A 19921-nucleotide genomic window follows, 5' to 3' on the forward strand; every position below is an offset into this window, starting at 1 on the left:
GGGGATCCTCCATGCCAGAAAAAAAGATTCGCATATTGATTGCAGATGATATGGAAGCCCATCGTAGAAGATTGGAACGAGTCATAGCTCAATCCGACCAAATGGAATGTGTGGCCAAAGCATCCTCCGGATATGAAACCATCATGCATGCAGCAATCGAGCAGCCGGATATCATTTTAATGGACATTGAAATGGAAAGCTCCTATGCAGGGATTGATGCGGCCCGACAAATCAACGAAAAGCTGCCTCATATCAAAATTATCGTACTTACCGTGCACAAAGATGAAAATTTTATCTTTTCTGCTTTTCAAACGGGAATAATCGATTATTTGCTCAAGACTTCGACAAATGAGGAGGTAATCGAGGCTATTCTTTCCGCTTATCATAACCGTTCACCTATTCGCCCAATGATCGCTGAGAAAATCAGGGAGGAATTTGCCAGAGTAAAGCGAACCGAAAGCAGTCTGCTTTACATCATCCAGATCATCTCCGAATTAACGCCAAGCGAGCTTCAGGTGCTTCGTTTGTTATGCGAAGGTAAGTCCAGAAAGCAAATTGCGGAAGAACGCAGTGTTGAATACGAAACGATCAAGAAACAAATCAACAGCTTATTAAAAAAATTCCACCAATCCAGCATCGCTGAAGTGATACGGTCCGTCAACGAATTACGTATTTTCGAAGTGTTGAGAAAGCTGTAAGTCATATAGCCCCTGCTTTGGCTTCACAACCAAACAGGGGCTATCTATGTCGTACATTCTCAGATTAAAGAAAATTCATCATCAAGTTTGGTCAACCAGGATTGAAGCTCATTCTCCAGCTCCAAGGCAACCGAATCATCAGGAACCCCATTAAATTCGATTGGAAACATCTGATACGGATCCTGCTCATTATCATACAACAACCGCTTGGCGCATTGATCATGGATAGATTTCTGGACGACATAGGTATAGCGGGAAGTACGTACACCTCGCCAACCGTAAGCGTTGATATTGTCTCCCTGCTGCTGCGCCAGCTCGTGCTCATTTACAGCTCCTGGATAATGACAAATAAATGTCGAGGCAGGTCGATTTCCTTCCTTACCGCGAATAATTCCAGTATGGTCGATACCCTGAATGTGCGTCGGTACTGATATCCCGATTAAGCCAAGCAAAGTCGGAACGATATCGGCACTGTTGAACAATATAGAGTCTTGGCGTGGTTTCAACTCACGAGGATAACGGATAAAAAAGGGAACAGCTATAGACTCCTCATACCATACATTTTTGTGTTCAAGCCATCCATGGCCCCCCATCATTTCGCCATGATCCGATGTAAGGACAACGATCGTATCTTCGGCAAGGCCCTCCTCTTCCAGCACGGCAAGCAATCGGCCAAATTCGTAATCGGTTCCTGTCACAGCAGCATAATAATCTCGTATATGCTGCTGCGCTTGTTCTGTGCCTACCCCAAGAACATTGGGACGAAGATGAATAGGTTTATCGGTATACAATGCTTTATACGAATCCGGCACCTGTTCAAAAGGCTGATGAGGCGGATTCCACGATACAAACAGGCAAAAAGGCTGTTCTGAATTGTGCTCTCTTATGAACTCAATCGCTACATCTGTTTCATGCTTGGTCGACCACTCATGGGGTACAATCTGGTGGTGCGAATCCGTCCAATAATGGGGTGCCATATGCTGATCATTGGCATTGTACGCATACCAATAATCGAAACCAAATCTGCGGGGGCCCGGAGGGATGTAAGCATCCCAGTGTTTTGCCCCTGACTCCGGCTCAGGCACGAAGGATTGCTCAGGCAAGTCCAGATGCCACTTCCCAATATATCCGGTACGATAACCTGCGTTGCTCAATATATTACCAATCGTAATCTCATCATCATGAAGCTTTACAGGAAGCCCCAGCTTACAGTTCGTCGTTACCCCTGTGGATAGAGGGAACCTTCCCGTCATCATGACAGAGCGATTCGGCGAGCAAAGCGGGAAACAACTGATCGCGTTATCCAAATCAACACTTTCCGCAGCAAACCGGTCAATGTTGGGTGTGTACACTTCATCCTCGTTTCGAAAACCTACTGCCTGTTTTCGCCACTGGTCCGGAAATACAAACAGAATATTGGGCTTTTTTATCGACATGGTTATAACCTCCCTATACTACTTCTATTTATAAATAAATCCTGCTGTTGAGCATGTGAAACCCTAGGTATCTGCATAGGCTATTTACCTAGTTCCAAGATCAAATTCAACTTTATTTTACTTTGAATCCTGCTTATCTCACAGTTGAATGTTTTATTCACCTTGCGATTCACTGGTCAATCATTTTACTTATTGTTTACTCTGTACTGTATGAAGCGAGCACTTATTCGCTTGATTCGCCTATTATCAATCCAGCTTCTACCGCTGCCGCAACAGCTTGAGCATACCAAGCGTGCTGAGGGACATCATCAAAATACATTTGGCCACTTGCTTGCAGACGCAAATTCCGAGTAATCATAGTTACAAACTGTTATATAGAGGTCGAATCCGTAGGAGCAAACCTGCCAAGGCTTCTATGGCCCGCACGCAGCAAAAAACCTTAGATTGTCTCTTTATAAAAGAGCTTATCTAAGGCTTTTTTAATATGATATAAGTTATAAGGCCTCTGCAGGCCTTGAAGTTGTTTAGATCAATGAATATTCTCATAAAAGTAGACCCCACATAAGCAAGGTCTACTTCATGTATCGGATATGCCGGATTTGAACCGACGACCTCATCCACCCCAAGGATGCGCGCTACCAAGCTGCGCTAATATCCGTTGTTCCCTCGGTTCCTTGCGGGCATAAACGCTTGCCGGACGTGGTGTTTTGGCTCAAATGGAGAACCGATCTTTACTGTTTGTTGGACTATATTATATCACGTAGCCGCGGATCCTTGCAACCTAAACCGATACAGCTTGTGGTTCACTTAGCTATTTATAGAAGCAATTCAAATACATCTGCAACCACCTTTTGGATCGATTTCGTGCAACACCGAAAGCTTTCATTCAAACTCAACCTCAACCACATTCGCGAAGTCGATGAGATGCCAATCCCACTTTGTTCCCGTTGTCTCGATTTTAATAAGATGAAGCCGTGGATCCAGTCCTGTGACGATGCCAGTTATTCGACGGTCCTCATATTCTCCGAATAACGTAATCTTCACACTCAAATTATTAGACCTTGAAGACGATAATCGTTCGATTAACTCCAATTGCTCACTTTCCGTTAATTCCGGTCTAGGGCACTTACTCAATGTCATATGTATAACCTCCGTCGACAAGAACATTTGTTCTTATTATAGCAGATGAGATAACAGATTAGTCAAGGGACTTTTGGACGATTAACGTAAAAAGACTCCACTTGTCGATTACGAGCCGAAAGCTTTCATATTTGAGCGCATACGTGTACGTTCTAAGCGACTTACCCTGCGTATGTAGGACGACACACGTGTGGACGCGTTAAACCACTCTAAAACTCCATTTCTGGCGATCTGACAGCACTTATATACAAAGGATACTCAAAGGATCCACGTTACCGAGTTGTGCTAATACCCATGATGTCGGGCTGCCGTAACAAAAAAAGACACCTTAACCAGTTCAGGTTAAGATGTCGCTCATACCATCAGTTCATACAATGGAAGTATGTAGAAATGAGTATGTAGGAAAAAACATTATGATTGAATTCCATCTTTCAAAGCTTTGCCTGGTTTGAAAGCAGGGATTTTGCTAGAAGGAATTTCGATTTCTTCGCCTGTTTGCGGGTTACGTCCTTTACGAGCGGAACGTTCACGAACTTCAAAGTTTCCAAATCCAACTAATTGCACTTTATCTCCACCTTGTAGGGCTTCGGAAATTGCTTCAAATACAGCTTCAACCGCTTTAGTCGCATCCTTCTTGGAAAGCTCGGATGTTTCTGCTACTTTGTTGATCAATTCAGATTTATTCATGCCATTCACCTCCCCCCAAGATTAATTTATACCGTTACTTTCTTTGTTAACTGAAATGTTCAAAAATATACATAGGAAATTAAGGAAACCGAACAAATCAAGATTATATTAATACACCCACAGCACTTTATCAAGTACAAACCAAAAAATGCACCCCTCGGAGTGCATTTTTATCACTATTATTTGTTATTTTACAAAATTATGGCAATTAATCCGCCTGAGCCTTCGTTAATGATACGACCGAGTGTTTCTTGAAGCTTGTATCGCGCATTGTCCGGCATCATGGCGAGCTTGCCTTGAATACCCTCTCGAACGATGGAATGAAGCGATCTTCCGAATATATCCGACTCCCATATTTTCAATGGATTATCCTCGAAATCCTGCATCAAATACCGAACCAGCTCTTCACTTTGCTTCTCGGTCCCGATAATCGGCGAGAACTCGGATTCTACATCGACCCTGATCATGTGAATCGAAGGCGCAGTCGCCTTCAGCCTAACGCCAAAGCGTGAGCCTTGACGAATGAGCTCCGGCTCATCCAGTGCCATATCCGCAAGTGACGGAGGGGCAATGCCATACCCAGTCGTTTTCACCATTTCCAGCGCTTCCGCAAAATGATCGTATTCCCTTTTGGCATGACTGAATTCCTGCATCATCTGCAGAAGATGATCCTTGCCGCGAATCTCAACGCCGACGACCTCCATCAAAATCCGGTCATACAGCTCATCAGGCGCATACAAATCGATCTCAGCCACACCTTGGCCCATATTCATTCCCGCTAAGGCAGCTTTATCAATAAATTCATATTCCTCGAAATGGCTGACAACACGATCCACATCACGAAGCCTGCGAATATCCTGAACCGTCTCCCTTACCGAATTCTCGAAGTGGGAGCGCAGCCAGTGACTATCTGACAGAACCATAACCCAACTCGGAAGATTGACGTTAACTTCATGTACAGGAAATTCGTAAAGCACCTCGCGCAGCACAGACATCATGTCATCTTCATTCATATTGGCTACACTCATCGACACTACCGGTATATCATGCGTTGCCTGAAGTTGGCTTCTTAGCTCCTGAGCAATCTCACCATTAGGCTTGGTTGAGTTCACAATTACAATAAAGGGTTTACCTACTTCTTTCAGCTCATTAATAATCCGGTCTTCAGCATCTACATAAGAGGAACGCGGAATTTCCGCGATAGAGCCGTCTGTGGTAATAACCACACCAAGCGTTGCATGCTCCTGAATAACCTTTCGGGTACCGATCTCAGCCGCTTCCTGGAACGGAATGGCTTCATCAAACCACGGTGTGTTAATCATTCTCGGCCCATGCTCATCCTCGTAGCCTTTGGCACCATCTATGACATAGCCGACACAATCAACCAATCGAACGTTTACATTCAAACCTTCTGCTACATGCAGCTGCACAGCTGTATTCGGTACAAACTTCGGTTCAGTCGTCATGATTGTGCGTCCCGCCGCGCTTTGCGGGAGCTCATCCGTTGCACGTGCCCGATCCGCTTCATTTTGAATATTCGGCAGCACGATGGATTCCATGAAACGTTTGATAAACGTCGACTTCCCCGTACGGACCGCCCCTACGACCCCCAGGTAAATATCCCCGCCCGTACGCTCTGCAATGTCTTTAAAAATATCCACTTTTTCCAATGAGAATCCCTCCTACAGGTGGTATAAAGCGAAACTCGTACTATTCTTTTAGATTAGTAAAATATATGTACGAGTTAGCCAATTATGATAAATTGTTTAACCGAACTTTCTTGCTATCACTCCTTGCTCATAACGGCATAGCGAGCCGCTGCATCATCTCTCTGAAACTATATGAACAGGACGCGCCAATTATTCTGCAACGACGCAAAAAACCTCTATCTCCCTTCAATTTCAAGGTGATAGAGGCTAACAAGCAGGTTCAGTGTACCAAATGCTTACATAGGCACTCCCATAACAGGTGTTGGTTGTCCATTAATCCAGTGGTACGCGTAGGAGCGAGCAGGTACATAATAAGATTCCCTGACTAGTAATTCTCTCAGGTCCTGCTTGTCATTCAAACTGGTCTGAAGCGACTTTTTATCGATGAGCCGCATCATTTCCTCAGCGTAATCGATTGCTACCTGCCCCATATCATTCATGAGAAAAGGAAGCTGTACCTGTCGGGTATACATACTTTGCGCCACAATCGGCTTTTTGTTCATTTTTGCAAAATCAATCCGGTAAAAGGCAGAAGAAACCGCTTCTCCTTTAGGAATTTGTCCATTATTTTTGGATTTGTATTCGTCTACAAGCTTCTGAACCTCAACCGTTTTTTGAAAAGAAGTGAGGTCCATCATTTTAACCGTCGGCTTGGCTTCCACATCAACCAGGACATAGATCACACTGCCGCCATTTTCAAAAGCATTCGCCGGCACATTGCTGATCAACGAACGTTCTTTAAGTTTTTTAAAATCAATCGGATACTTTTCATAGATCGGAGTCGTTTCTTCACTGTTTTTAATCGGCAACACATGCGTCTTGGCCTGAAATTGGTCAATCGCGCTTTGAACAACAACAACAAATTCACCTGTAGCAACCTGCTGTTCCTTACGCATCTCCTGTGGATACATACAGCCTGTCAGCAGCAGCATACACAAGCCCAACATGAATAAGGCCACAGCTGACTTTTTACTTTCTCTCATCACCTAATCGTCCTCTCGCTGTGCTTCCAGCTGCTTGCGAATCGCGGCCTTGAGCGGGTCTTCAGGAATCGTTACCGTAACATCCCCGGTCACCTTGGCTTGGCAGGCAAGCCGGTACCCCTGATCCTGCAGTCCTCCCAGCTTTAATCGTTCGTTCGTATTGAGCGGAGCGAGACCAGACTGATCGGACACGATAACCTTGCACATTAAACAAGCTGCCTTACCGTCACAGCGCGTTCGAATATGAACTCTGGCCTTGCGGGAAACTTCCAGAATCGACATTCCCGGCTTGGCCTGGAACGACTTGTTATCCGGTTCGAAACTCACATTAGCTCCCATATCATCTTCACTCCTTAATCCAACCTCATCGGTTTATGTCAGCAGAAGTCTTTGGAGCTCATGAATAAGGGATTCACTGCAAGCATTACGCTCTACCAAAGCCTCCATAGCATGACTCCATGCCGATTGTCGACTTTTCATAACCGCCGCGATAGCCTCATAGCGGTCCGGGCGATTGCGAAGAACATTAAAGATAAGCTCGTGCTCCAAGGGCATTACATGCAGCGTCTCCAAACTTTCCCTTGTGGAAGCCTCTCCTGTTAAATGAATCTTTGGACTGTAGTGCTTGTGTAAAAAGTCCACTTCCACTTTATATAAGCTATCCTTGCTCGTAACTTCAAATCCTCCTACGAGTTCAACCTTGGCCCCTTCAATCCTGTAATGACTCAGAATAGAGCGATAGATGGAGGAACGGTCTTCAACCTGGGAATCTGTAGCATAGTCGGACAAAGCTTGATGAAGCTCAAGTGCTCCCTCAGTGTCAACATACAGGTCCAGATCACGAGGAGCAGCGGTCAGAGCAACACCCTGCAGCAACAGCCCACAGCTGCCACCTACAAGCCACGACGTCTTAACCTCCCGTAAGCAGCTCTGAATCGTTCTGAGCGGTCCTGCCAGCGTTTCCCATGCGTACATCTGACTCCCCCCTGCAAAATTTGTCATTCCTGTATCTGGAGATCAGGACCTTTTGTTCAAAAATAAGGTTTGTGCGTTATCGTTACAGGTCCATCTTCTTTTATAACTGCCTGACAAGCAAGACGGTATCCCGCATCCAATTCCTCCGGCTCCAAACGATCCCATTCCGCATCCGTCACTTCTTTAAGATGCTCCCGTCCTTCTGTTACCAGACAACGGCAGCGTGCACAGGTTCCTCGAGTACAGGCAAACCCCCAATCCACTTCATGCTTGAGAGCCAGGTCCAGCACGGTCAATCCGCTTTCCCCTTCTACATGCTTCTGTATCTTACGTCCGTTAAGTAAAACCATAACGAGTTTAATCCTCCATTTACAAAATAGACACTACCATATACAGCAAAATGGGTACAAACATCAGAAAAGCAATGATAGACAAAATAATCCGTATAACACCCCTTGTACGGTTTCTTGCGTATGAAATCAAGAAGGACGCTCCTGCCATCAACCCGATGGCCACGAACGATGCCCACATTTTATCCATTGGACTCATTTATTCGCTGCTCCTTATATAAATCAAATAGGCCTAAACATGCCCTATTATACCATAATTCACACAGCAACGTGACTTCAAGCCGTGAAGCCTATGTGACAGAAAAAAAGCACAAGCCATTCCCCAAGGAATGTCTCATGCCGGAACCGATCACTTTTTGGAAATCATTTTCACCATTTGTTCCATGTTGCCTACGCTCATCTTGCTGCTTTTGATAGCATGAATCAATTCATTAACCGTTGCCTCCGATACGGGTACATTCACAAGACCGGATACCTGCTTAATGAGCTGCTTCAATTGTGCATCACTTTGCAAGGTGGAAGGCTTGACTGCGCTAGCGAGTTTATGAATGTCCTTCTCGCTGACACTTTTACCGGTTTTTTTCTTGACAGCGTTGAGTACATCCTTGGATACATCCTTATTAGCCATTTTATCCCTCCTACAAGCTTTCCTTTAGGAAAGCTATCTTCGTAAGCAATTGCCAGCTAAAGCTTCTCATGCGGAAAGCTAGCATCGTAAACAATCGCTGAGCTACTTCCAGATATGCTAACTTCGCGAGCATCCTCTGAGCTTTTACAGCAAAGCAGCTTGGTAGGCTGTTCCTAGTCCTACTGAAGTATTTTATGAAGGAGGGCTATCAACCGTGTAGGCGGCTGACTAAAAGGGTTCAGAATGTTTACAGAGGCTTGTCTGACTCAGTCTATCTCATCTTTACGTCCACGACCCATCAGGTCGTCTGCAGCCGCTATCGGCTCTTTCCCATTAAACAACACCTCATACAGCTGTTCAGCAATCGGCATGGTGACTTCATACTGTCGGGATAACCTGTAAGCTGCCTGCGTCGTTTTGACACCCTCTACAACCATTCCCATTTCCTGCAGCACCTCAGGGAGCGGTTTACCCTGAGCCAACAAATAACCGGCCCGCCAATTACGGCTGTGCTTGCTCGTGCAGGTAACTACCAGATCACCGATACCTGCCAAACCAGCAAAAGTAAGAGGATTCCCCCCCATTGCCGTTCCGAGACGGGATATTTCAGCTAACCCCCGGGTCAGCAAGGCCGCCTTCGCATTATCCCCAAATTCCAGTCCGTCAGTTAAACCGGCACCCAAAGCAATAATATTTTTTAAGGCGCCGCTCACTTCCACACCAACGACATCCGAATTCGTGTACACACGAAAATAAGAATTGATCAATAGATCCTGGGCGGCCTCAGCAGCAGCCATACTTTCCGAAGCGACAACGACGGTGGTCGGACACTGTTTAATTACTTCCTCCGCATGACTCGGACCGGATAACACGACGATGGAAGCCGCATCATAATCGGGCAGCTCATCAGCTAATACCGTGCTCATCCGTTTCAGGCTGTCTGCCTCGAAGCCTTTGGTCGCATGAATAAGAAGCGTTTCTTTTGACAAGAACGCCCTCATTTGTGAAGCCACACTCCGCAGAGCAGAGGAAGGTGCAACCACGATTACCGCATCGGCTTGAAGTAATGCTTCTTCCATCGAGGTTGTTGCGCGAATCTTATCAGACAGCACCGTATCCCCCAGAAACCGGTGGTTGCGATGCTCCTGATTAATTTCCATTACCTGCTCTTCATTACGTGACCATAAGGTGACATCCAGCTGGTTTTCCGCCAGCACGGAGGCAATCGCGGTTCCCCAGCTTCCAGCTACAAGCACAGATACTTTTCGAGGCATGAGCCCACCTCCGATTATTTTTTTGCACCCAGCTTATTCTCTTTTCCATTGAGGAGCTTTACGATGTTGCTGCGATGACGATACCAAGCGAATACGAACAGGATTAAGCTCACGATAAATATTTCCATAGGGAAACCCATTGACCAGATAAGGATAGGTAAGAGTGCGGTAAGAAGCAGGGACCCCAAGGAAACATATCGAGTAATCGCAATAACTAGTATAGCGGCTGCACCAGCAATTAAGACAGGAACAAAAGCAAGCGTGATCATTACACCGATCGTGGTGGCAATCCCTTTGCCGCCTCGAAAACCATAAAATATTGGCCAGTTGTGCCCTGCGATAGCAGCGACACCACACAACACCAATAATAACGAGCTGCCGTCACCTAACCAGCTTCCGAGCATGACGGCAATAACTCCCTTTAAAGCATCCAAAAGCAGCACCGTAACCCCAGGTCCTACACCAAGAACCCGTAACGTATTGGTTGCTCCCGCATTACCGCTGCCATGATTTCGGATATCAATTCCTTTGAGCAGTTTTCCTGCCAACAAACTAAAGCTGACCGAACCGAGCAAATATCCGATCAGGATGGGTATGACATACCACACCGCGCACCGCCCCTATTCATCATCTGATTTTTTCCGCGAAAACAGCCTCATCGGTGTTCCAACAAATCCAAAAGCAGCACGAATTTTATTTTCCAGGTAACGCTCGTAAGAGAAATGCATCATTTCCGGATCATTGACAAACACAATAATTGTCGGCGGTTTCACTGTAACCTGGGTCGCGTAGTTGATTCTTAGTCTTCTACCTTTGTCTGTCGGCGGCGGGTTAATAGCTACCGCATCCGATATCACATCGTTCAAAACATGGGTCGCAATACGAAGCGCATGCTGTTCAGCTACCTGAACGACGACAGGAAGCAGCTTATGTAACCGCGACTTGGTTTTGGCAGAAAGAAACACTATGGGCGCATAGGTCATGAACAGAAAATGATCACGAATCTTTTGTGAAAATTCCTTCATCGTTTTCTCGTCCTTCTCTACCATATCCCATTTGTTGACGACGAAAATAGCTGCTTTACCCGCTTCATGCGCGTAACCGGCAACATGCTTGTCCTGCTCAATAATGCCTTCTTCACCATTAATCAGCACAAGAGCCACATCAGCTCGCTCAATGGCTTTCATCGCACGCATAACACTGTATTTTTCCGTGTTTTCATATACCTTACCGCGTTTACGCATACCTGCCGTATCGATAATGACATATTTCTGTCCATCCCGTTCAAACGGGGTGTCAATCGCATCACGGGTAGTACCCGCAACATCACTGACGATAACCCGATCCTCGCCAAGAATCGCATTGACAAGTGAGGATTTGCCCACATTCGGTCGGCCGATAAGCGCAACACGAATAACATCCTCCCCATACTCCTCTTCCTCGTTCTCCGGAAAGCTACCGACAACCGCATCCAATAAATCTCCAAGTCCGGTACCGTGAGAGCCTGAAATCCCATATGGAGTTCCGAAGCCTAAGCTGTAAAACTCGTATATATCATCCTGACGCTTGATGTTATCGATTTTGTTAACGGCAAGCACAATTGGCTTCTTGGCACGAAATAAAAGCTCTGCTACCTCAGAATCCGCCGCAGTAATCCCTGCTTTGCCATCAACCATAAAAATAATAACATCGGATTCCTCGATAGCCAGCTCTGCCTGGGCACGAACCGATTTTAACAGCTCGCTATCCCCTTCTATCTCAATACCGCCGGTATCGATAACACTGAAATTGTGATCCAGCCATTCCCCAACTCCATACAAACGATCCCGGGTTACTCCGGGCATATCCTCTACAATTGCAAGCCTGTCGCCAACGATACGGTTAAAAATCGTCGATTTCCCGACATTCGGTCGGCCAACAATGGCTACTATAGGTCTCGCCACTAAACTTCATTCCTTTCTTGGGTGAAGCAAAATTCGCAACTCGAAAAATTCCACAACTTACATCATAGCATTTGACTTATACGAAATCAATGTAAATGCTAACCATGTATTTAAAATGATCGGACCATCCGATAAACACGGCTAGTCATCCTTACTGCTTATTTTTTTGACCCCTGCCTTAATTACGTTCGTCATGCTGATAATACCGTGCTTTCCTGCCAAAAACGCATACATCAAACCAATGGATAAGCTTCTTGTCACCACAAGGGTCAACCACCATCGATCCTGCAAGCGTAAGGAACCCAACTCAATACCAACATGCCTTTTGTTAATATAGATGATGTAACCCTCACCAAGCAGCAGACCAATCGAAATAGCCGCTATCTGTGCAGAAGGGTGCTTGATGGTAATTACAGCCAAAATTCCGATTGACAGCGCCATAGCAAGCTCCAAGTTTCCGTATATGGAAGCAGGCATCAGTTGAACCGTCTCCTGCATAAAAAACGATAATGACCCCATCAAAGCACCAACCGATATAATATGAAGCTTATGATACAGCGCTCCCGGCAGCCTCCACAAAATGCATATCACCATAATTAACAAAACAGGAACCCAGACAGCCAAGGTACCGAACGGTAGCGAGATGACCAAGCAATTCCCGATGATCCACAAAACAAAAAAAAGAAGTATCACTCTGGAAGTTATACCTCTCAACAAAAAATCCTTCCAGCCGCTGACAAACAAAATTATCGTGATGATCATTAGCAACCATGATAAATACCCTGGATTCATTGGCACCCACCTAAAAGTTTTCCTTGGAAAACTAACCTCGTAAGCATAGACCTAAAACTTTATAGCAACGCTTTACTTGACCTTAGTATGGCTATAAGCAGGTATATTTATCAATCCAGTTCGACTTGCATAGCTTCTGATATCTATGCCTCTTGCTGTGCACCACTCAGCAGTCTCGCCCCTAATGACAAGAGGGACGTTCCATAAATCTTCTATAGTGCCAGCGCCCAGAGCTGTCATTAACAACTTTAATTCCTGATGCATGTCATCCATTTTATTTATCAAAGCATCCGTTCCCTCGGTTCGCTGTATGTGCAGAAAGGCCCCTGCAATCCCCACAGCTGAGGCCCCTAATGAGAGGGCTTTGCAAGCCTCCAGACTCCCTCGTACGCCTCCAGAGCCGATAACGGTCAGTTTTTTATGAGGTGCAGTATGTACTCTCATTAACTTGACAGCCTCGATTACCTCCAACAAGGCTATAGTGGTTTTGCATCCCCAGTCATTCAGCCAGTCCATTTGCACATTTCGCCGTGCATTCTCAATGGCTGCAAAATTGGTGCCACCATAGCCCCCGACATCGATTGTACTTACACCTGCCTCCAGTAAGGCAGCAGCGCTTTCACGCGCCATACCAAAGCCGACTTCCTTTACGATAACAGGTACGTGCAACCGCTCTACAATGGTTGAGATTCTTTCCAGCATCCCTGTAAAATCACGATCACCTTCGGGCATAATGAGCTCTTGCATGACGTTCAAGTGAATCTGAAGCGCATCAGCCTGAAGCATGTCAACAGCCCTTTCGGCTTGTTCGAGAGTGGCTTCACTTCCCAGATTACCAAACACGATTCCGTTCGGATTCACTTGTCTTACGATTTGATAGCTGGAGGACACTTCGGCATTTTTAATTGCCGACATTTGAGAACCAACGGCCATAGCCAAACCACATTCTCGAGCTGCGATAGCTAATTCTCGATTAATTTCTTCTGTCTCTTGGGCCCCACCTGTCATCGCATTAACAATAATCGGCGAACTCAGTTTGAGTTCGCCGATCTGGGTTTGTAATGAGATTCGTCCTAATGAGGTTTCCGGGAGACAGTTATGGATCAGCTTAAGGTCAGAGAAACCTTGTTCTCCACTTTGCCCAAGCTTTAGCGCATGATGTACATGCTCCAACTTTCTCGGAATACGCAACGTGACTCCTCATTTCAATCTATTATTTAAATTTGCTTAATTTTTCGCCAAGAAGCTCGCCCAAAGTCGTGTTTAATCCTTGGTTTTGGTATTCCTCAGCAATAACTGTTTTTTCTCTTGGTGCTCTAGAAGGTCTGTCCCCTCTGTCTCCACCTTTATCATTTCTTGCAGCAGGAGTCGCTGAAGCAGGAGCTTCTTCTGTTTCCTTAATGCTCAAGCTGATACGTTTCTCATCCAGGTTAAGATCCAAAATTTTCACTTGAACCTCTTGACCTTCCTTCAATACTTCAGAAGGAGTAGCTACGTGACGATGAGCGATTTGGGAAATATGTACCAAACCTTCAACACCTGGAGCCACTTCTACAAACGCACCGAATTGAGCCAGGCGCTTAACTGTTCCTGTGATGATATCACCAACGTTAAAGCTGCTGGTTCCTTGCTGCCATGGTCCCGGTTGAGTTGCTTTAATACTTAGGCTGATCCGCTCGTTAGCTGGGTCCAACTTCAGAATTTGCACCTTAACCTGATCACCTTCTTTTACAACTTCCGAAGGTGTTTCAACATGATGCCATGCCATTTCGGAAATATGAACCAAGCCATCAATACCACCGATATCAACAAACGCGCCAAATTGAGTTAGACGTTGAACAGTTCCCGTCAGCTCTTGACCTACTGATAGTTGGCCGATAATTTCTTTCTTTTTCACTTCAAACTCTTCATCCAGAACGTCTTTTTGCGAAAGGATAACTTTGTTTTTCTCACGATCGATTTCTTTGACACGCAGCTTCAAAGTGCGTCCTTTGTAATCGCTGAAATCTTCAACGAAATTACGTTCAACCATAGAAGCAGGTACAAAACCTCTCAAACCAACATCAACAACAAGTCCGCCTTTTACAACTTCAGCAACTTTTGCTTCCAGAATGGTTTTGTTGTCAAGATCAGCCTGAAGTTGATCCCAAGCCTTTTCGCTGTCAACTACACGTTTGGAAAGTACAAGCTTTTCCTTGTTGTCATCGATAGTCAGAACCTTCAACTCAACTTCCTGTCCCACTTCAACACCTTCACTAGCACTTCCTAATTGTACAGAAGAAAGCTCCTTAATATGAACAACACCATCATACTTGTAACCTACATCAACGAATGCTTGGTCATCCTCAATTTTAATGACTTTACCTTTAACAGTGTCACCTTTTTTGAGAATGGATACGTTACCCATCGATTCCTCTTGGGAAAGCTCTTGCTCTTGTGTGGATTGCTGCTCTGTTTGTTCTACTTGAATTTCTGCTTTAGTTTCTTCGGACATGGTTCAATTCCTCCTATGTTAGCAACCTCAACCAAATAAATTAGTTACAATTGCTGCTTTCTAATATAATTTACCAACGCAAAAATTACGCGGTTAATTGTTTTTCTAAGTATTCCACTAATTATCATTTTGATTCGTATTTCTTAACCAGATCACGAATGGCTTCCATGATACGGTTTGTTGCTTCTTCCACGCCCGAACTTCCGCTATCAGCAAACTCACTGATATCGAGAGGTTTGCCATACACAAGCGTCATTCTGCGAAAAGGCTTGTAGCCACCCACTATAGCAGAAGGAATAACAACCGCTCCTGATTTTAGTGCCAAGCTTGCCGCACCTTTCTTCCCTATTCCGCCCGCATTACTGCGAGATCCTTCTGGAAAAATCCCAAGGATCTGGTTGCCTTGTAAAAGCTGAAGCGATAAGCGGATCGATTCCTTGCTCACACCACCGCGTTTTACAGGAAACGCACTAATTCTTGGAAGTACCCAGCCCAGTACCGGCAAATCGAAAAGCTCAGCCTTTGCCATGTAATGTACACGTCTTGTGACAAGCGGACTCCCCAACAATGGCGGATCCATATTGCTTGTATGATTTGCACATAGGATAACAGGTTTGTCCTCAGGAATGTTCTCGATTCCAATTACTTTCAAACGGAATATCAAACGGAATATAAAATGAAATAGAGCACGTAAGGTAGAATAAAGCATATTACTTCCCTCCGCCGACTTTGGTTCTGCACAACTCCAAAATTCGCTCTACTACAAGAGGAATGGTTAAGTCGGTCGTGTCCAGCAATACAGCATCAGCGGCCTGAATCAAAGGAGCGTGTGTTCGTTGCGCATCCATCTGGTCGCGAGCAGCAATTTCCTGCTCCAGCTGTTCCAGAGTTACCTCTGGACGATCTCTGGTTTCATTGAATCTTCTCTCAGCTCTTACTTTAACACTTGCTGTGAGAAAAAACTTCAGCTCTGCATCAGGAAGAACATGAGTACCGATATCTCTGCCATCCATCACAACGCCTTTGTCAATTGCAAGAAGCTTTTGTTTATCTGTCAGAATGTGACGTACTTCTGCAATTCTGGCAATTTGCGAGACATTGCTCGTCACTTGAACAGTACGGATATCCAAGGTCACATCTCTTCCATTAACAATGACCTGCTGACCACTCGGGCCTGGTTCAAGACGAATGTCAAGTTCACGAGTCATAGCAATAACTTCAGATTCCTGCTCTGGTATAAGGCCGGCTTGCAGTATACTCCAGGTGACCGCGCGGTACATAGCCCCCGTATCTACATAAATAAATCCTAATGTATTGGCAACGAGTCGGGCAATTGTGCTCTTTCCTGCTCCCGCCGGACCATCTATAGCAATGTTAAATTTCTCCAAAACAAGGGCCTCCCAGAAATAAAAGTCATGCATGTGACAACAGACCCCGCCTGTAACCAATGAAAATTATACCATAGGTGAAAGTGGGATTGCAAAGCTGTCTCATACTTATTAACAGAAAGGTGAACCTTTCTGTTGGTTTACGGTCGTAAAATCGCATCCGGGATGCGGATCATCCATAGACTATTTTCATAAAAATAATTACATTTTGCGAAATTCAAGCTGCCTTTCAAAGCAGTACCTGATGATCTTCTGTCGATCTCTGTCGGTGATTTCGGCAAAACGCATCATAACCTGCTGTCTGCCCGATTCGAGCATTTTGATCCGAACCATCTCACCTTTGAAGGGAATGTGCTCAATTTGTCCATTTTTGTAATTCGCCAGCAGCCAGCAGCTGACCATTTGCTGTGCAGCAAGAGGAATATAACCGTCACACAAAAATGAGATACCGCCTCCACCAACATCATCGGTAACCGCAATAAACTGTAATTGATCGGAATATTTCACTGCCATTTCGAGCTCTGCCGGTACACGAAGAAAGCTGCGACGCTGAATCTTCGTAATCGTTTCGGGAGCCGGCTTACGAATCTGTATCAGACGAATCACATCATCGGTAAATCCCAGCACAGAGGTAGTAAAATAGTTTTTTACACCGCCATCCAAAATAAAATAAGCCGATATTTCATCACCGATATAGAGTTTCTTCAGACGTCCTGTTTTCTCATTTATCGGGATTTCCATAAAAATCGAATTGTCATCCTGATCAGCAATCCTGGATTTATATTCCTGTTTCGCTTCTTCCTCATCGATTGAATTAATTTGTATATGTAAAATCTGGTTCACCTTTGGAAGCAATATGTGCACCCCCCACTATTTGATCTAAACCAGAATTTCATTCTGGAGTCTAGCCCTTATTATAACATGCGAATAACAGATGGGAAGCAAAAAAAGAAGAGTCTTGTCGAAGACTCTCCCTAAATATTATAAAATTATACTTGACTCGCAACTTGCTCTTCCTTGCGTAAATGTTCAACTTTTTCCTCAACGCCTGTCTCTGCGTTAATATAAATACGATAAACCCCACCGTTAATGCGTCCGGTAAACTCGTGACACAGCACTTCCTCCTGCAAGTCATTGCGAATCAAGGCCAACGATTGATGATCCACCTGCATTTGTGAATTCAGTACCTTGCGGGCCTCTTCAGCGCTAAGCTTCGGCGAATTCAACTGCCGCTCTTTGTGATTGTATACATAATCAGTAGCCTGAAGCCCTGTCACATCGCCATTATCCATTGCTATCTTAACAGCAACCTTATCGATAAAATTGATAACATCATTCATGCGACTCGCAAATGTTATATTGGCCACATTGTTATATTCATCATAGGAAACAGCGGTCATATTCGGGTAACCGTGTGTATCGAGAAATTCGGCTGCCGCATCACGAGCGCCTCTTATATCAAGCTTCTTATCTGGTACATCCCTGGCTGCCGAATACCATAGAAGCTCGCCTCCCTTATGACTGTAATCCATTTGTGTACCATCCGGTATATTATCCTTGGGTGCGGTAACGCTGTACGATTCGAACTCGGTTCCGGCTCCATTCTCAACGACCTTAACCGCGGATGAATCAGCAATGTTCAAAAACTTTGCCGCTTTTTGCCGCACGTCCTCTGCAGAAACATCATTGCCTGTCAGCATTTTCGCATCATAGGCTTGATACGTGCTCATGACAGATGGACTCCACTTGACATCCGCGTAGTCTGCAACTTTTTTATCTACGGTTTGAAACCCGTCAATAATCGCGTTATCCAGTGGCTCCTTTTGTGTAGCCAGCGCTGTTTCAACGTCCATCCAACGCAGATTATTCGCCAAAACCTTACTTTGCATACCGCGGAGATCTGTAGATATTTCATTGGCATGCTGGTAAAGAGCGTTCAAGGTTTGCATTTCCTGTTCGTTGAGTGGCTGCTTCCCAAGGTCGCGTAAAGCTGCCCGATATGAGAAGTTGGACATGTTGGCCAAAAATTCCTCTGTTTTGTTAAAAGGAAGCAATGTCAAAGGCAGTTGATTGATCTCATTCTGCGCCTCGCTTGTAATTCGCCATACATTGATCAAGCCCTTTTTATAGGAATCCTGTGACGCTGTGTTTAAAGCCAATGTGTTGCCAAGCTCAGTATGCAAACTATCCACATGGAACGACAGATCGTGAAACGCACGCTGATACTGATTTTCAGCCTTGATTAAAATCGCATTTTTCTCCTGATGCTCGAGGTATCCCCACATTCCGGCACCAATCAGGACGACTAGCAAAATCGGAAACATAACAATGCTCAAACGGCTGTACATGGTTGCATATCCCCCTTCATCACCCAATATTGGTTTTAGCTTTTGTTGAAGGAAGCGGTCTTATTCATGCATAAAAAAAAGCCTGTCAAGGCTCCTTAAGAGGATGTTCAAAAACATCGGGTTTCTATGAAAAAATCTTTTTCGTTGCTGCACAGACATTGCTTGAAGCCTGTGTCTATCTTCCCTTTATCTTGCTTGCCTTTCAACACAAACCGCTCACCGCACAGGTTGCAGCGAATTAACACCTTGATTCGATCTTTAGTGATCATACCTTCCCTCCTGCTTGTCTTATGTGTTATAAGTATGGACAAGCAATTTACATTTCAACCCGTTCTTCCCGCCTAAGTACACGAAGCGGTGACCTGGCATTCGCTCTTTTAACATTCCACAGACTTCGTCCCCACAGGAAGGCCATCAATGGGAGCATGATCCAGATCCAGTAGGTTTTCGCGGTAAGCAGGACGTAATCAAAAACTCCATGCCATAATATAGGCATAAAACAGGAGTAGAACAGCTGCCTTGTTCGCTGCTCGGGATTAAACTTGGCTTTACCCAAGTGGTAGCCCATCATGACGCCAAACATCGCATGACCGGAAACAGGCAGGAAGGCTCGCATTAGCAGCGTGGAGATGGAAGCCGAATTCAGCAAGGCATAAAACACATTCTCAAGCGTCGCAAACCCGAGCGAAACCGCTACTGAATATACAATTCCATCATAAGGCTCATCAAAGGTCGCGTGCCGGAAAATGAGGAAATAAACCAAAAACCATTTCAAGAATTCCTCAACGCCCGCTGAAATCAAAAAGGAAAACACCAGTGGATCATCACCAAAGCCATGAACAAAAGCTCGCTGCAGCACCATCACAGGGAATACAAGCAAAATACCGAACAAAAACATCTTGCCAACGAGATGAATCGGCTCGGTATCATATCGATCCTTTAAATAAAAATAAGCAAGCAGAGCGACACCTGGCGCAATTGCTGCCAAGATGACTGAAACAATGCTCAAGGTGCCACCTCCTGAGAGTTTTCGAAGCATACAGACGCGTATCGATATTTTTCACTTTATGAATATT

Annotated in this window: 24 protein-coding genes and 1 tRNA gene; 1 reads left to right on the plus strand and 24 read right to left on the minus strand. The window is 45.0% G+C overall.

Annotated elements, in window-relative coordinates; genetic code table 11:
* Window positions 1–11: 11 nt before the first annotated feature.
* Complete coding sequence (locus OB236_RS27125) at window positions 12–698, plus strand: response regulator transcription factor (RefSeq protein ID WP_076227622.1); 687 nt, start codon at window positions 12–14, stop codon at window positions 696–698.
* A 59-nt stretch (window positions 699–757) separates the two neighbouring features.
* Here the strand turns inward: OB236_RS27125 and OB236_RS27130 are convergent, their stop codons facing one another.
* The 24 genes from OB236_RS27130 to prsW all read right to left on the minus strand — a co-directional run bounded on the left by OB236_RS27130 (window position 758) and on the right by prsW (window position 19854).
* Entirely contained in the window at window positions 758–2134 is a 1377-nt protein-coding gene (locus OB236_RS27130; protein ID WP_262686748.1) for a sulfatase family protein, read from the minus strand.
* 223 nt (window positions 2135–2357) lie between these two features.
* Entirely contained in the window at window positions 2358–2492 is a 135-nt protein-coding gene (locus OB236_RS40175; protein WP_408638520.1) for an S-layer homology domain-containing protein, read from the minus strand.
* A 226-nt stretch (window positions 2493–2718) separates the two neighbouring features.
* A tRNA-Pro gene (locus tag OB236_RS27135) sits at window positions 2719–2792 on the minus strand.
* Between the two features lie 224 nt (window positions 2793–3016).
* Window positions 3017–3274: a YolD-like family protein gene (locus OB236_RS27140; protein ID WP_262686749.1), complete on the minus strand. Its 258-nt coding sequence runs from the start codon at window positions 3272–3274 to the stop codon at window positions 3017–3019.
* A 411-nt stretch (window positions 3275–3685) separates the two neighbouring features.
* The gene (locus OB236_RS27145) at window positions 3686–3961 is read right to left on the minus strand and encodes an HU family DNA-binding protein (RefSeq protein WP_076227627.1); all 276 of its coding nucleotides are present in this window, start codon (window positions 3959–3961) and stop codon (window positions 3686–3688) included.
* Window positions 3962–4152: 191 nt separating this feature from the next.
* Entirely contained in the window at window positions 4153–5631 is a 1479-nt protein-coding gene (spoIVA, locus tag OB236_RS27150; protein ID WP_076227629.1) for a stage IV sporulation protein A, read from the minus strand.
* Between the two features lie 275 nt (window positions 5632–5906).
* Entirely contained in the window at window positions 5907–6653 is a 747-nt protein-coding gene (locus OB236_RS27155; protein ID WP_262686750.1) for a hypothetical protein, read from the minus strand.
* A gap of 3 nt (window positions 6654–6656) precedes the next feature.
* A complete protein-coding gene (locus tag OB236_RS27160; protein ID WP_076227631.1) occupies window positions 6657–6992 on the minus strand; it encodes a 2Fe-2S iron-sulfur cluster-binding protein in 336 nt (111 codons plus the stop codon).
* 33 nt (window positions 6993–7025) lie between these two features.
* Window positions 7026–7628: a nucleotidyltransferase domain-containing protein gene (locus OB236_RS27165; protein WP_262686751.1), complete on the minus strand. Its 603-nt coding sequence runs from the start codon at window positions 7626–7628 to the stop codon at window positions 7026–7028.
* Window positions 7629–7684: 56 nt separating this feature from the next.
* Window positions 7685–7978, minus strand: a complete 294-nt coding sequence (locus OB236_RS27170) for a 2Fe-2S iron-sulfur cluster-binding protein (RefSeq protein ID WP_262686752.1) — start codon at window positions 7976–7978, stop codon at window positions 7685–7687.
* A 19-nt stretch (window positions 7979–7997) separates the two neighbouring features.
* Window positions 7998–8177, minus strand: a complete 180-nt coding sequence (locus tag OB236_RS27175; protein WP_076227637.1) for a DUF2768 family protein — start codon at window positions 8175–8177, stop codon at window positions 7998–8000.
* A 150-nt stretch (window positions 8178–8327) separates the two neighbouring features.
* Window positions 8328–8606 (minus strand): stage VI sporulation protein F, encoded by a 279-nt coding sequence (locus OB236_RS27180; protein ID WP_262686753.1) that lies wholly within the window; start codon window positions 8604–8606, stop codon window positions 8328–8330.
* A gap of 266 nt (window positions 8607–8872) precedes the next feature.
* Window positions 8873–9880, minus strand: a complete 1008-nt coding sequence (locus OB236_RS27185; RefSeq protein ID WP_262686754.1) for an NAD(P)H-dependent glycerol-3-phosphate dehydrogenase — start codon at window positions 9878–9880, stop codon at window positions 8873–8875.
* A gap of 14 nt (window positions 9881–9894) precedes the next feature.
* Complete coding sequence (gene plsY, locus OB236_RS27190; RefSeq protein ID WP_262686755.1) at window positions 9895–10488, minus strand: glycerol-3-phosphate 1-O-acyltransferase PlsY; 594 nt, start codon at window positions 10486–10488, stop codon at window positions 9895–9897.
* A gap of 12 nt (window positions 10489–10500) precedes the next feature.
* On the minus strand, window positions 10501–11823 hold the full coding sequence (gene der, locus OB236_RS27195; RefSeq protein ID WP_262686756.1) for a ribosome biogenesis GTPase Der: 1323 nt from the start codon (window positions 11821–11823) through the stop codon (window positions 10501–10503).
* Window positions 11824–11964: 141 nt separating this feature from the next.
* Window positions 11965–12615 carry a hypothetical protein gene (locus OB236_RS27200; protein ID WP_262686757.1) on the minus strand — a complete coding sequence of 217 codons (651 nt, stop codon included), beginning with the start codon at window positions 12613–12615 and terminating at the stop codon, window positions 11965–11967.
* A 72-nt stretch (window positions 12616–12687) separates the two neighbouring features.
* Complete coding sequence (gene fni, locus OB236_RS27205; protein WP_262686758.1) at window positions 12688–13806, minus strand: type 2 isopentenyl-diphosphate Delta-isomerase; 1119 nt, start codon at window positions 13804–13806, stop codon at window positions 12688–12690.
* Window positions 13807–13828: 22 nt separating this feature from the next.
* Window positions 13829–15109 (minus strand): 30S ribosomal protein S1, encoded by a 1281-nt coding sequence (rpsA, locus tag OB236_RS27210; RefSeq protein ID WP_076227649.1) that lies wholly within the window; start codon window positions 15107–15109, stop codon window positions 13829–13831.
* Between the two features lie 124 nt (window positions 15110–15233).
* Window positions 15234–15818 (minus strand): lysophospholipid acyltransferase family protein, encoded by a 585-nt coding sequence (locus OB236_RS27215; RefSeq protein WP_076227651.1) that lies wholly within the window; start codon window positions 15816–15818, stop codon window positions 15234–15236.
* Between the two features lies 1 nt (window position 15819).
* Window positions 15820–16497, minus strand: coding sequence for a (d)CMP kinase (gene cmk, locus OB236_RS27220; protein ID WP_076227653.1), 678 nt, complete (start codon window positions 16495–16497; stop codon window positions 15820–15822).
* Between the two features lie 201 nt (window positions 16498–16698).
* Window positions 16699–17352: a flagellar brake protein gene (locus tag OB236_RS27225; protein WP_076227655.1), complete on the minus strand. Its 654-nt coding sequence runs from the start codon at window positions 17350–17352 to the stop codon at window positions 16699–16701.
* Between the two features lie 134 nt (window positions 17353–17486).
* Window positions 17487–18845 carry a germination protein YpeB gene (gene ypeB / locus OB236_RS27230; RefSeq protein WP_262686759.1) on the minus strand — a complete coding sequence of 453 codons (1359 nt, stop codon included), beginning with the start codon at window positions 18843–18845 and terminating at the stop codon, window positions 17487–17489.
* Window positions 18846–18952: 107 nt separating this feature from the next.
* A complete protein-coding gene (locus OB236_RS27235; protein ID WP_179097343.1) occupies window positions 18953–19114 on the minus strand; it encodes a hypothetical protein in 162 nt (53 codons plus the stop codon).
* A 47-nt stretch (window positions 19115–19161) separates the two neighbouring features.
* Window positions 19162–19854, minus strand: coding sequence for a glutamic-type intramembrane protease PrsW (gene prsW, locus OB236_RS27240; protein WP_076227659.1), 693 nt, complete (start codon window positions 19852–19854; stop codon window positions 19162–19164).
* Window positions 19855–19921: the final 67 nt, after the last annotated feature.

The sequence above is a fragment of the Paenibacillus baimaensis genome, assembly GCF_025567575.1.